The sequence below is a fragment of the Arthrobacter sp. EM1 genome, from assembly GCF_029964055.1.
Lineage (GTDB): Bacteria > Actinomycetota > Actinomycetes > Actinomycetales > Micrococcaceae > Arthrobacter.
On the sequence record NZ_CP124836.1, the window covers coordinates 878737 to 891961 of the forward strand.

Below are 13225 nucleotides of genomic sequence, written 5' to 3' on the forward strand. Positions count from 1 at the left end.
TTCCGACCGATTTGCCCGGATTTGAGACAATGGACAAGTGACTGTTGTAGCTACCCCTCCCGCCCCCAAGCTGGAACTCCCGCCCCTGAAGCTGGGCCCGCTTACGGTGGATACTCCCGTGATCCTTGCTCCCATGGCCGGCATTACCAACTCAGCCTTCCGCAGGCTCTGCCGAGAATACGGAGGCGGCCTGTACGTCGCGGAGATGGTCACCTCCCGTGCCCTCGTCGAACGCACGCCGGAATCGCTGCGCATCATTTCGCATGACGAGGACGAGAAGGTCAGGTCCGTGCAGCTCTACGGCGTGGACCCGGTCACGGTCGGCCAGGCCGTCCGGATGCTCGTGGAGGAGGACCGGGCGGACCACATCGACCTCAACTTCGGCTGCCCGGTACCCAAGGTAACCCGGCGGGGCGGCGGCTCCGCCCTGCCCTGGAAGATCGATCTGTTCACCTCGATTGTCCGGACCGCCGTGAAGGAAGCGTCCAAGGGCAACATCCCGCTGACCATCAAAATGCGCAAAGGCATCGACGAGGACCACCTCACCTACCTTGACGCCGGACGGATTGCCCGCGATTCCGGCGTTGCCGCCGTGGCGCTCCACGGCCGCACCGCCGCGCAGTTCTATTCGGGCCAGGCCGATTGGTCCGCGATTGCCCGGCTGCGCGAAGCCCTTCCGGACATCCCTGTGCTCGGCAACGGTGACATTTGGTCGGCCGAGGATGCCATCCGGATGGTCCGGGAGACCGGCGTGGACGGTGTCGTCGTGGGCCGCGGCTGCCAAGGCCGCCCGTGGCTGTTCGGTGATCTTATGGCTGCCTTCGAAGGCAGCGACGAGCGGCACAAGCCGGACCTGCGGCAAGTGGCCGAGGGTGTCTACCGGCACGCCGAGCTGATGGTCGAAACCTTTGGCAACGATGAAGGCAAGGCGCTGCGTGAAATCCGCAAGCACATGGCCTGGTACTTCAAGGGCTACGTGGTCGGCAGTGAACTGCGGACCAAACTCGCCATGGTGACTAGTCTTGAGGTCCTGCGCGAAACGCTGGACCAGTTGGACCTTGATTCGCCGTACCCCGGCAGTGACGCCGAGGGCCCCCGCGGACGCGCCGGCTCGCCCAAGAAGCCCGCCCTGCCCAAGGACTGGCTGCTGGACCGCAACATGGACGCCGAGCAGTCGCGTGAGATCAGCCACGCGGAACTGGACGTTTCCGGTGGCTGAAACCAGGACAACCGCGCCCGTGCTGGACGGCTACCTGGGCCGCGACTGTGCCCGCTGGGTGGAGGAACCGGCCAAGTCCACCTACCGCTCTGACTTCGAACGGGACCGCGCCAGGGTCCTGCACTCCTCCGCCCTGCGCCGGCTTGGGGCAAAAACCCAGGTAGTGGCCCCGGATACTGACGACTTCGTCCGCACCCGCCTCACCCACAGCCTCGAAGTGGCGCAGGTGGGCCGGGAACTGGGCCGCGCCCTGGGCTGCGACCCCGATGTTGTGGACACCGCCTGCCTCAGCCACGACCTTGGCCATCCGCCCTTCGGCCACAACGGTGAATCTGCCCTGAACGAGGTAGCCCACGCGATCGGCGGCTTCGAAGGAAACGCCCAGACGCTGCGGCTGCTGACCCGGCTGGAGCCCAAGGTCCTGGCGCCGGACGGCCGGCCTGCCGGGCTGAACCTCACTCGGGCGAGCCTCGACGCCGCGGCGAAGTACCCGTGGTCAGCCGCGAATGCACCCGTCATCCGCGGCGAACGGACCAGCAAGTTCGGCGCCTACGAGGACGACCTGCCGATCTTCGACTGGATCCGCGAGGATGCGCCCGAACGCCGCTCCTGCCTCGAAGCGCAGGTTATGGACCTCGCCGATGACATCTCCTACTCAGTGCACGACGTCGAGGATGCGATCGTCGCCGGGCACTTCCAGCTCCGCTGGATGGACAATCCCGACCACCGGGCCCGGGTGGTCGGCTACGCGAAGCAGTGGTACCTCCCGCATTACGACGCCGCCGAGATAGATGCCGCCCTCGCCCGACTGGAGGCCACCAGCGTCTGGGTGCGCGAGGCCGATGGGAGCCGCAAGTCCATGGCAGCGCTCAAGGACATGACAAGCCAGCTCATTGGCCGGTTCTGCCAGAGTGCGCTGGCGTCCACCCGGGCGGTCTACGGACCGGAGAATCTGACCCGGTACAACGCGGAGCTGATTGTCCCGGACGAGACCGTGATGGAAATCGCCGTGATGAAAGGCCTGGCCACCACCTTCGTGATGACCACCGAACACAGGCAGCCCATTTACGAACGCCAGCGCGAGGTCCTGCACGCCCTGGTGACCGCTTTGAGCGCGACCGGGGACCGACACCTGGAGCCCATGTTCGCGGCGGACTGGCGAGACGCCGCCGACGACGGTGCTCGGCTGCGTGTGGTGATCGACCAAGTCGCGTCGTTGACCGATGGGTCCGCGCTGGCGATGTATGAGCGGCTCGTGGGCAGCCTGCCATCGCTGTGGTGACGTCTCCGGTGACTTGCCCGCAGTGTCCTGCCAGTGGGCGGCCGCCTGAGGTCCGCGGTACTAGGATGGCACTGTGGCTGGCCTGATCAAACGTGAAGATATCGATGAAGTACGCCAGCGCACGGACATCAAGGAAGTCGTCGACGGCTATGTGACCCTCAAGGGCGCCGGGCTGGGCTCCTACAAAGGCCTGTGCCCGTTCCATGACGAGCGGTCGCCCTCGTTCACCGTCCGGCCCCAGGTCGGCCGGTACCACTGCTTCGGCTGCGGCGAAGACGGCGACGTCATCTCCTTTGTGCAGAAACTGGACCACACCTCGTTCCAGGAAGCCGTGGAAAAACTCGCCGCCCGGATCGGCTTCGAACTCCGGTACGAGGACGGCGGCTCCGGCCCGAACCGCGAAGACGTCGGCCGTCGGCAGCGCCTGCTCGACGCCCACAAGGTAGCGGATGAGTTCTTCCGCGCCCAGTTGCTGACCACCGGGGCTACGGAAGGCCGCAACTTCCTGCACGGCCGAGGTTTCGACCGTGCCGCCGCCGAACTGTTCGGCGTCGGCTACGCCCCGCAGGGCTGGGATTCCCTGCTTAAGCACCTCCGTGGCCGGGGGTACACCGATCCCGAACTCAAACTCACCGGTTTGTTCTCCGAAGGCGGCCGGGGAATTTACGACCGGTTCCGGGGGCGGCTGATCTGGCCTATCCGCGACATCGCGGGGGACACAATCGGCTTCGGAGCCCGCAAGCTTTACGAAGACGACCAGGGCCCGAAATATCTCAACACACCCGAAACAGCGCTCTATAAGAAATCGCAGGTCCTCTACGGGATCGACCTCGCCAAGCGCAACATCGCCAAGGACCGCCAGATCGTTGTGGTGGAAGGCTACACCGACGTGATGGCCTGCCACCTCGCCGGGATCACGACCGCCGTGGCCACCTGCGGTACGGCGTTCGGTACCGAGCACATCAAGATTGCCCGCCGCCTGCTGTCCGACGACGGCAGCGGCGGCGAAGTCATTTTTACCTTCGACGGCGACGCTGCCGGACAGAAGGCGGCGCTGCGCGCCTTCGAAGAGGACCAGCGGTTCGTCGCCCAGACGTACGTGGCCGTCGAGCCAGGCGGGGCCGACCCGTGCGAGCTGCGACAGACCAAGGGTGACGCTGCCGTCCGTGACCTTATCGGCACCCGCCGCCCGCTGTTTGAATTCGCGATCCGGGCCAGCCTGAAGAGGCACAATCTGGACACCGTCGAGGGCCGGATCGCAGCCTTGCGGGAATCGGCACCGGTCGTCGCGCAGATCCGCGACGCCGGCATCCGTCCCGCCTATGCCCGGGAATTATCCGGCTGGCTGGGCATGCCGGTAGAGGAAGTCAGCCGTGCCGTGCTCGCAGCCGCCAAGCGTTCCGCCCAGCCGCCGTCGGGCGGCGGCCACTACCAAGGCCAGAGCCGGGGGCAGGGTCAAGGTCCCTCGCCAGTCGCCGGTGGCCGCTCCGCGCCCGGGGTGGCACCCGTGCCGGCGGCGGCCGGGTTGCCGGCCTTTAACCGGCCCGACCCGCGCGACCCCGTGGCGGCAATGGAACGGCAGGCGCTGGAGGTTGCCCTGCAGCAGTCCGCGATGCTGGAAGGTGAGACCTGGCTGCGTTTCTCCGAGGCGAGGTTTTCCACACCGGCGTACCTGGCCATCCACGAGGCCATCCGGGCCACCGGCCTGGCGTTCGCTGGCGATCCGGCACGGTGGGTGGAGCAGTTGCTGCAGGAGGTGCCCGAACCGCTGCGCCCGCTTGTGTCCGAGCTGGCCGTGGTGCCGCTGCCCGCCAGCACGTCCGACGGCGTGCTGCGCTACTGCCGGGATATCTTGGCTCGGCTGTTCGAACTGCAGATCACTAGGGTCAAGGCCGAGAAGATGGGACAGCTTCAGCGCCTGGACGCCTCCGCCGACCCGGAGGACTTCCAACGGCTGAACCGCGAGCTGATGCAGTTGGAAATGCAGAGGCGGTCGCTGCGCTCGGAGGCCTGACAGGCCGGCAGGGGGATTCAATTTCGCTTCCCGGCCCGGTGTTTGCTAGGCTTGTATCCGCTTCATTCCTCCTTAGCTCAATTGGCAGAGCATTCGACTGTTAATCGAAGGGTTGCTGGTTCAAGTCCAGCAGGAGGAGCGCGCAGTCCCCGTCCCGGGCAACCGGGGCGGGGACTTTTTATACCCGGCGGGGGTATCGAGGGGGGTAGCCGGGAGTTGCAGCAGGCCGATTTCCTAAGCGGCAAAACCTTTGCTAATGTCATACCTGCTTCATTCCTCCTTAGCTCAATTGGCAGAGCATTCGACTGTTAATCGAAGGGTTGCTGGTTCAAGTCCAGCAGGAGGAGCGGACAGGTCCCGCAGTCGGTGAGTATCCGGCTGCGGGACCTTTTTTGTGCTTGTGCCGGGCACCCTCCCGCGTGCTCAGACGAAGTACATCTCCACCTGCAGGAAGCGTTCAGCCTCGGCCACGGCGGCCTGGAAGGCTTCGCGTTCGGTGGGGGACGTGCGTGGTTCTCGCGGGTGCCATTCGTGCGGCGCCGAGTGGACCTGGGTGAAGCCGCCACCTGGCGGAGCGTAGAAGATGGCGAAGCGTTGCACGGGCCACTCCGGGGAGGTCTCCGGGGCGACCAGGAGCGCGGAATTGTGGGCCGGGTTGTACCACTGCGCGATCGGGCGCCGGCGGTCCTCGGCGAACAGCCCTGCGGCGAAGAGCGCGGCCGACTGTTGGCTCATTTGGGTGCACAGGCGATCCCACCACAGAGGCAGGATTCCGGTGTCGGACCGCTGCCACGTGGCCGGTAAGGGCGGAGGATCCTGCCAGTGGGGCACGTCTTCCACTTTATCGCCCGGTGTGGGGCCGCAACAGGGCCGGACGGCGGGACCACGCCCGCACCAGGTGGACATGCTCTGTGTTTGGGTTCCCCGGCGGACATAGTGGCTATGTGCCCGGTCCTGGGTGCCAAGGGTGGGCATGTCCCGCGGAGGGGGGCTTGTCCCGCGAGGGGTGGGCATGTCCCGCGGGTGGCTTGCTACTGGATCGCCGGTACCGTGCGGGGCCGGACTATCAGCCACAAAGACGCGGCGGACAGGAAGATGCACGCGGCCTGGACGGCGCCCATCGGCGTGGCTGAGGTGACTCCGAGCCAGCCGACCACCGGCGAGATGAGGCCCGCCAGCAGAAAGGTGGCGGCACCCAGCAGGGAAGCAGCGGTCCCGGCCTGCGCTCCGTGCTTGGCCAAAGCCAGCACCTGGACGCAGGGAAACGTGAATCCCGCGCCGAGGATGTAGAACCACAGCGGCACCATCACGCCCCACAGCCCAAGGCCCAGCTGGTCGAAAACTACGATCAACACTGCCATCAGGAACATCCACGCCGTGGAGCAGGCCAGAATCCACTGCGGCGGGACCCTGCGGATAAGCCGCGAGCTGGTCTGCACACCGGCGACAATACCCAGCGAATTCACGCCGAAGAGCAGCCCGTATTGCTGCGGGCTGAAGGAGTACACATTCTGGAACAGGAAAGGTGACGCGGAAAGGTAGGTGAACAGCCCGGCAAAGTTCATACCCCCGACCAGCAGCAGCCCCACAAAAATCCGGTCGGCGAACAGCACGGCGTACCGCTGGCGGGCAGTCATGCCGGTTTTTCCGCGCATTTCCCGGGGCAGTGTCTCGCGGACGACGAACACCGCTGCGGTCAGGACGCAGGCCCCGTAGCCGGCCAAGAACAAAAAGATCCCGGGCCACGGCATAAAAAGCAGCAGTTGCGAGCCGATTACCGGAGCAAGGATGGGCGCCAGGCCATTTACCAGGGCCATCCGGGAGAACATGCGCACCATGGCGTAACCACTGAACAGGTCCCGGACCATGGCCATGGCCACCACGCCCCCGCCCGCGGCACCGATCCCCATCAGCACCCGGAAGAAGCCCAGCGTGGAGATATCAGTTGACAGTGCCGCCCCCAGGGAGGCCGTGATGTGCACTCCGGTCGCGAGGATCAGCGGTAGCCGCCGGCCGAACTTGTCGCTGAGCGGACCGACCACCAACTGGCCCAACGCAAAGCCGATGGTGGTGCCGGTCAGCGTCAGCTGGACAGCCGCCTCCGAGACCTTCAGGCTCTCTTCCAGGGCCGGGAACGCCGGAAGATAAAGGTCCACAGTGAACGGCCCCAACGCGGTCAGCGCGCCGAGCATCAGAATGTAGAGGAGCTTCCGACGGCGGCTCAGGGAATCACCGGGATTCGTGGGTGTAGTCACAGAGACCAATCCTAGGGCTCACTCTCACCGCAAGGTGCCTTGAACGGGCGCGCCACAGCCCGCGCCGGCGACGCGCCGGGAAGACTGAATGGTAGTTTTGACACCGGGGTCTGCGTCAGGTTGCGCAGACCCGACAAGCCCGCGGAAGCGGAATCACAGACGTAACGAGTGAGGCAGGACCGATGAGCGGACGTCACAGCGGCGGGACAACCGGGGCGCCGCGCATTTTAGCGCTGCCCAAGACCTTGAAACTAATCTTCAAGCTGGCTCCGCGGCAGCTCAACGACGAGATTGCCCTGGCTAAAGTCGAGATCAAGCGCAAAGGCATCCAAGTCGGCGTTGCCGCCGCCGTTCTCGCCGTCGCCCTTATATTCGTCGCCTTCCTCGTCATTGGCCTTATTGTCGCCGCCATCATGGGTCTCGCCACGATTATGCCGGCCTGGCTCGCCGCCCTGCTGGTTTGCGCCGTCTTCCTGCTGATTGCCGCGATAGCCGGCCTGGTAGGTGTCAACAAATTCAAAAAGGCCATGCCGCTGGTCCCGGCCGACACCATCCGCGGCCTCAAGTACGACCTTGGCATCGCCAAGGAGGGCTCCGCTTTCGATGCTGCCCTGCTGGATCCTTCGTCCGCTCAGTTCAAGGCCGCGAAGGCCGCGAAGGCTGAGGCCGCAGCCAAGGCCAAAGCTGAGAAGGAAGCGAAGAAAGCCGCCGAGCCCGACTTCGGTCCGCCGCCCACGGAATCGGAACTGCGACGCCGGCTGGGCCAGCGCCGGGCCCATCTCACCGGGGTCCGTGATGAACTCAATGCTGAACTCGACGTCAAGCCCCAGGCGCAGGCCCTGCTGACCGCGGCGCAGGCGAAGCTGCAGAACGGCAAGGAACAGCTCGGCGGCAAGGTCGCAGGGTTCCGCTCCGCCGTCGGGCACATTCCGGCACGCAGTGCGGTGCCGGATGGCAGCCCGACCGGAGCGGCGGGTATGGCAGCCGACTTGGGACAGCGGTGGAAACCGCTCGTCGCGTTGGCCGCCTCGGCCGCTGCGATGGTATTCCTGCTGCGCAAACTACTCAAAGGTTAGGCAGAACGCTGAACTGCAACGTCCGCACGTTGCCGGCCAGGGAAAGGGGGATCCGATGAGGTTCATCGGCGCTGGAGCCCGGCCTGGTCAGCCCCAGACTCACCACGACAGGGTCTTCACCATCCCCAACGTGTTGACAGTGGTACGGTTCCTTGGCGTCCCGCTGTTCATCTGGCTCGTCCTCGGGGCGCAGGAGTATGGCTTTGCTGCCCTCGTCCTGGCGGTCATGGGCAGCACCGACTGGGTGGACGGCTACGTTGCCCGCCGCTACGACCAGATGTCCCATCTGGGGCGGGTTATGGATCCCATCGCGGACCGGCTGGCGCTGATTGCCGTTGCCGTGACGCTCGTGATCGCCGGCGTTGTGCAATGGTGGTACCTCGCGGCCCTCCTTATCCCGGACGGCGTCCTGCTGACCTTGTCGCTGTACTACTTCCACAGCCACCCTGACCTGCCCGTCAGCCGGATCGGCAAGGTCCGGACTGCCCTGCTGCTGCTTGGAACACCGCTGCTTGTGCTCGCGAAGCTCCCTGTTCCGGGCGCCGGCATCTACCTCGTCGCAGCCTGGATCTGCCTCGGGCTGGGCCTCGTGGGTCACTGGATCGCCGCCTACAACTATTTCTGGGCCATCATCCGCAAGGGGACCGCAGTCAAGGACCACACACCCGACGTCGACGGCGGCACCCCCTAATGGTGTGGTTCGCTGTCCTGCTGGCCGTTCTCGGTGCGTTTTGCCTCGCCATCGGCGCCCAGCGCCAGGGCAGCGCCGTCAAGGCGGACACCGGGGGACTGGCCCTGAGCAGTCATGGCCTGCTCAGGCTGCTCCGCAGCCGGCGCTGGGTGTTTGGCCTGCTGCTGCTGACCGTGGGCATGGCGATGAACGCCGTCGCACTGGTCATGGCGCCGCTGACCGTGGTCCAGCCGATCGGGGCGATTGCCCTGGTCATCACCACCATCGTCAACGCCAAGGACCAGGGGTTGAGCATCAACCGGGCCACTGTGGTGGCCATCTCCGCCTGCGTCACGGGCTCGGCAATGTTTGTGCTCCTGGCCGTCAACGTGACCCAGGAGAACCACCAGGTCAGTTCCTCCGATGAGCTAACCATTGTGCTCCTGCTCGCCTTGGGGGTTGGTGTGTTCGGGACACTGACCGTGATGTTTAAACACCGGATGAGCGCCTTCGTCTACATCCTCGGCGCCGGTATCCTGTTTGGCTTTGTTGCCGTCTTGACCCGCATCATCGGCAGGCACCTCCTGGACCCGAACGGGCTCGTTCTGCTGAACGTGCCGTGGTACTCGGTGGTCGCCATCGCGGCTGCCGGCGGACTGGGCTCCTGGTTCGTCCAGAACGCGTACTCCGGCGGTCCGCCGGACCTCGTGATTGCCGGGCTGACTGTGATAGACCCGATCGTTGGCATCGCGATCGGGATCACGATCCTGGGTGAGCTGCGCGCCGACGTGCATGCCGTGACTGCGATGGCGATGGGCGTGGCCGGTTCGCTTGCTATCGTGGGAGTGATCGCCTTGTCCAGGCACCATCCCGAAGTCACCAAGCGCAAGAGGGAAGCGCGGAAGGCCGAAGGGCGCGTGTCCTAGGACATCAACCAGAACTCAGCAGCAGGCCAGGTACGCCTCTGCCGTTGGCCAGCCGGCCACCACCAACCCAGCTGCCCTCACCGTGACCACCAGGAGCTCTCCACGTGACCATGCCTGACAACCAGCACCCGCTGACCATCCTGATTGCCGCGGACACCTATCCGCCCCACGTCAATGGCGCTGCCATGTTCGGCTACCGCCTGGCCAAGGGAATGAAGGCGCGCGGTCACGACGTTCACGTCCTCGCCTGCCGCCCGGACACAGGCGGGAGTTACTCCGAATTCTGCGAGGAGGGTACGGTCCACCGGATCCGCTCGCACTCAGTGCCCACGCACGAATACTTCCGGATCACGTTCCCCTGGGAAATCAAAAAGGAAATCAGCCTGCTGTTCGACCGGATCAAGCCGGATGTGGTGCACATCCAAAGCCACTACATGATCGGCGAACATGTGCTCTACGAGGCACTCAAGCGCGGCATCCGGGTTGTGGCGACCAACCACTTTATGCCCGAGAACCTGAACCCGTTCCTGCCGTTCCCGCAGTGGTTCAAGAACATTGTGGGGCGCATTTCCTGGAAGGACATGGGGAAGGTCATGGGCCAGGCCGACGTCGTCACCACCCCGACCCCGTTGGCCGCCCAGGCAATGCACGAGCACGCCTTCCTGCGCAAGGTGCTGCCGCTTTCCAACGGCATCGACTCCGCCGCCTACGAACTCAAACCCGGCGAGGAGCTGGTGCGCCACGCCAGCCCCACAGCACTGTTCGTGGGCCGGCTGGCCGAGGAAAAGCACATAGACGTCCTCATCGATGCTGTTGCGAAGACACCCAAGGAGCTTGACGTTCACCTCGAGATTGTCGGCGGCGGCGAAGTGCGCCCGGCCCTCGAGGCACAGGTTGCGCGGTTGGGCCTGCAGGACCGGGTGAAGTTCCTCGGGCTGGCCAGTGACGCCGATCTCCGCAAGGCCTACCAGGCCGCTGATCTGTTCTGTATGCCCGGCACCGCCGAACTGCAGTCCCTCGTGACGCTGGAAGCGATGTCGGCCTCCACCCCGGTCCTGCTGGCCGACGCCATGGCGTTGCCGCACCTGGTGCACGACGGCGAGAACGGCTACCTGTTTACACCCAATGACAGTGACGACCTGGCAGCCAAGATGGTCCGGGTATTGTCGCTGCCCGCGGACGAGCTGGCGGCGATGGGCAAGGCGAGCCGGGGAATGGTGGAAAGCCACAGCCTCGAACGCACCCTCCGGTGCTTCGAGGACCTTTACCGCGGCGCGAGTACGACGACCTCGTTGTCTGACCCGGGACACTACTATTGCTAGAGTGATTTTGCCCGGAAAGCGAACGGCCCTCAGGCCGGAAACGTTTTCCTGGCCCACGGGGCTATAGCTCAGCTGGTTAGAGCGCGGGACTCATAATCCTAAGGTCCTCGGTTCAAGTCCGAGTAGCCCTACCTTTAAGCGGGACCCTGCCGGGCCCGCATCCACGGGAGCCGTGGCCGGCGTGACAGCGCCAGCCACGGCTCCCGTTTTTGCCCGGCTACTGTTTTTTGGCCGGCCCCCGGGGATTGCCCGCTTCCGCGCGGCTTCTTTTTGCCTGGCGCCGTCGCCGGCAGCTTGTTACGGAATCAAAATATGGCCTTTCCTGCACTGGGCTATGGCCTGCGTCACTTGCGGTGCTCCCGAGTGGTGCGGTAAGTTACTCGTGAGTAACATCCTGCCGGCGCAACGCCCGCGTCATCCTGGCCGCTGCTGATCCCACGTGAAGGAACACCATGTCCAAAGCTGACATCGACATCAACAACCTCCCCTACGCCGACGGCGACTTCTTTGCGTTCGAGCAGCTGCTCAGCGGCAAGGAGCGGGACCGGCTCGCGGAGGTCCGGGAGTTCCTGGCCCGCGAAGTCAAACCGATCGCCGTTGACTGCTGGAACCGCGGGGAATTCCCGATGGACCTGATTCCCAAGCTTGCCGAGATTGATCTGGTCAGCCCGGTCCGGCGGCAGGGGTACTCCAACCTCTTCGCGGGAATTATGCACGCCGAGGCAACCCGCGCTGACACCTCCATTGCCACGTTTATGGGCGTCCATGACGGACTCTTTACCGGCTCCATTGAGGCGCTGGCCTCACAGGAGCAGCAGGACGCGTGGCTACCGGACATCTACTCGCTCAAAAAGATCGGCGCTTTTGGCCTCACCGAGCCCCTCGGCGGATCCGATGTTGCCGGCGGCACAAGAACGACTGCACGCCGGGAGGGAGACAGCTGGATACTAAACGGAGCAAAGCGTTGGATCGGCAACGCCACGTTCTCGGACTGGGTGGTCATCTACGCCCGGGACCTTGCCGACAACCAGGTGAAAGGTTTCCTGGTGGACACTAAAACTGAGGGCTACCGCGCCACCAAGATCGAGAACAAGATCTCGCTGCGCACTGTCCAGAACGCCGACATCACCCTTGAGAACGTAGTGGTGCCGGAATTCTTCAAGCTCGCGAACGCCAACAGCTTCCGCGACACGAACAAGGTCCTCAAGGTCACCCGCCTTGCCGTTGCCTGGCAGGCAGTGGGCCAGCAGCTTGCGGCCTTCGACGTGGCGCGCCGTTACGCTGTGGAACGCAGCCAGTTCGGGCGTCCGATCGCTTCCTTCCAGCTGGTGCAGCACCAGCTTGTGCAGATTCTCGGCAACGCCGTCAGCTCGATGGGTATGATGGTCCGCCTCTCCCAGCTGGAGGACCTGGGCCAGGCCAAGGACGAGCAGTCTGCCCTGGCCAAGGCATTCACCACCGCACGCATGCGTGAGAGTGTGGCGTTGGGCCGTGGCGTTCTCGGCGGCAACGGGATTGTGACCGACTATGAGATGGCCAAGGTCTTCTCCGATGCCGAGGCCATCTATTCCTACGAGGGCACCCACGAGATCAACACCCTCGTCACCGGCCGAGCGATCACGGGCATCTCCGCGATCGTCTAGCCAGCGCGCGAAGCCACCTGCGCCAAGCTCGTCGATGCACGCGTGCTGCCCCGGCGGCCGCATCCCCTTCCGGCGGCCGCATCCCGTCCGGCGGTTGCAGGCTTGACCCTTATCCGGGGGTGGGGTCCAACGGGGGGAGTAGGACTGAAGGCCGCAGGTCGGTCACGAAGGCCAGTGGATTAAGATAGCTATCGGCGCGTCGGACTCCCCAATGGATGCACGGTCCCGGTGTGCAGTGGCCTGGCTGGATCCAGCCCAGGACAGCCCCCTCCGCGACGGCGGCACCATCCTTCAAATCGCTGCGCACCGCCTCGAAGCTGCTTCTGATCCCGTTGCCGTGATCCACGGTGATCACCGGACGATCCACAACGATGCCGACAAAGCTCACCCGGCCGGCGGCTGGCGAGGTGACCGGGGCGCCCGCGTCCGTAGCCTGGAGATCCACCCCGCGGTGGCCGCCCAGCCACGGCTTCGCCGGCGGATCAAAGCCGCGCAGGACGGCAGGGGCGGGGTGCAGCGGCCAGCTCCACCCGGTGGCCACCCCGGGGCCGCCGCCGCTTGGGCCGCCGCCGCTTGGGCCGCCGCCGGCAGGACCGCCGGCGGGACCCGGGACGGCGGCGGCCGCCGCGGGGGAGATGGCCAACACAACGGCGATCAGGGCCGCACGATGCATCCGACGTTTCATGTTCCAAGCCTGCAACCGCACCCGGACCGAAGGAAGCGCTGCCGGGTGTTATGTGGATAGCGCAGCCGGGGCTCCCGTACGGCGGCTCCACGGCCGCGGCGACCTCAAATCCGCAAGCCGCCGGCCACCAGGC

The 13225-nt window shown here is 65.4% G+C and carries 11 protein-coding genes and 3 tRNA genes; 11 read left to right on the plus strand and 3 right to left on the minus strand.

Features of this window, described 5'->3' with window-relative positions:
- Nucleotides 1–37: 37 nt before the first annotated feature.
- From dusB to QI450_RS03870, 5 genes are all read left to right on the plus strand, one after another.
- Entirely contained in the window at nt 38–1219 is a 1182-nt protein-coding gene (gene dusB / locus QI450_RS03850) for a tRNA dihydrouridine synthase DusB (protein WP_282359299.1), read from the plus strand.
- Nucleotides 1212–2501 carry a deoxyguanosinetriphosphate triphosphohydrolase gene (locus QI450_RS03855; protein WP_226774273.1) on the plus strand — a complete coding sequence of 430 codons (1290 nt, stop codon included), beginning with the start codon at nt 1212–1214 and terminating at the stop codon, nt 2499–2501. Before dusB ends, QI450_RS03855 begins: the two co-directional genes overlap by 8 nt.
- Nucleotides 2502–2574: 73 nt before the next feature.
- On the plus strand, nt 2575–4515 hold the full coding sequence (gene dnaG, locus QI450_RS03860; RefSeq protein WP_226774272.1) for a DNA primase: 1941 nt from the start codon (nt 2575–2577) through the stop codon (nt 4513–4515).
- A gap of 66 nt (nt 4516–4581) precedes the next feature.
- Nucleotides 4582–4654: transfer RNA gene (locus QI450_RS03865), tRNA-Asn, on the plus strand.
- Between the two features lie 135 nt (nt 4655–4789).
- Nucleotides 4790–4862 (plus strand) — tRNA-Asn (locus QI450_RS03870).
- A gap of 76 nt (nt 4863–4938) precedes the next feature.
- On the opposite strand, the gene QI450_RS03875 is transcribed toward QI450_RS03870, so the two are convergent.
- Together QI450_RS03875 and QI450_RS03880 are read right to left on the minus strand one after the other, a co-directional pair.
- Nucleotides 4939–5346 (minus strand): hypothetical protein, encoded by a 408-nt coding sequence (locus QI450_RS03875; protein WP_309485681.1) that lies wholly within the window; start codon nt 5344–5346, stop codon nt 4939–4941.
- 200 nt (nt 5347–5546) lie between these two features.
- Entirely contained in the window at nt 5547–6770 is a 1224-nt protein-coding gene (locus QI450_RS03880) for a multidrug effflux MFS transporter (protein ID WP_226774270.1), read from the minus strand.
- Nucleotides 6771–6952: 182 nt separating this feature from the next.
- Here QI450_RS03880 and QI450_RS03885 point away from each other — a divergent pair, with 182 nt between their 5' ends.
- The 6 genes from QI450_RS03885 (at nt 6953) to QI450_RS03910 (ending at nt 12407) form a co-directional block, all read left to right on the plus strand.
- Entirely contained in the window at nt 6953–7846 is an 894-nt protein-coding gene (locus QI450_RS03885) for a phage holin family protein (protein WP_226774269.1), read from the plus strand.
- 55 nt (nt 7847–7901) lie between these two features.
- The gene (locus QI450_RS03890) at nt 7902–8537 is read left to right on the plus strand and encodes a CDP-alcohol phosphatidyltransferase family protein (RefSeq protein ID WP_226774268.1); all 636 of its coding nucleotides are present in this window, start codon (nt 7902–7904) and stop codon (nt 8535–8537) included.
- Nucleotides 8537–9442, plus strand: coding sequence for a DMT family transporter (locus QI450_RS03895; RefSeq protein WP_226774267.1), 906 nt, complete (start codon nt 8537–8539; stop codon nt 9440–9442). Before QI450_RS03890 ends, QI450_RS03895 begins: the two co-directional genes overlap by 1 nt.
- Nucleotides 9443–9546: 104 nt before the next feature.
- Entirely contained in the window at nt 9547–10764 is a 1218-nt protein-coding gene (locus QI450_RS03900; RefSeq protein WP_226774266.1) for a glycosyltransferase, read from the plus strand.
- A gap of 57 nt (nt 10765–10821) precedes the next feature.
- Nucleotides 10822–10895 (plus strand) — tRNA-Ile (locus tag QI450_RS03905).
- 321 nt (nt 10896–11216) lie between these two features.
- The gene (locus QI450_RS03910; protein WP_226774265.1) at nt 11217–12407 is read left to right on the plus strand and encodes an acyl-CoA dehydrogenase family protein; all 1191 of its coding nucleotides are present in this window, start codon (nt 11217–11219) and stop codon (nt 12405–12407) included.
- Between the two features lie 109 nt (nt 12408–12516).
- On the opposite strand, the gene QI450_RS03915 is transcribed toward QI450_RS03910, so the two are convergent.
- On the minus strand, nt 12517–13092 hold the full coding sequence (locus QI450_RS03915; protein WP_226774264.1) for a peptidoglycan DD-metalloendopeptidase family protein: 576 nt from the start codon (nt 13090–13092) through the stop codon (nt 12517–12519).
- Nucleotides 13093–13225: the final 133 nt, after the last annotated feature.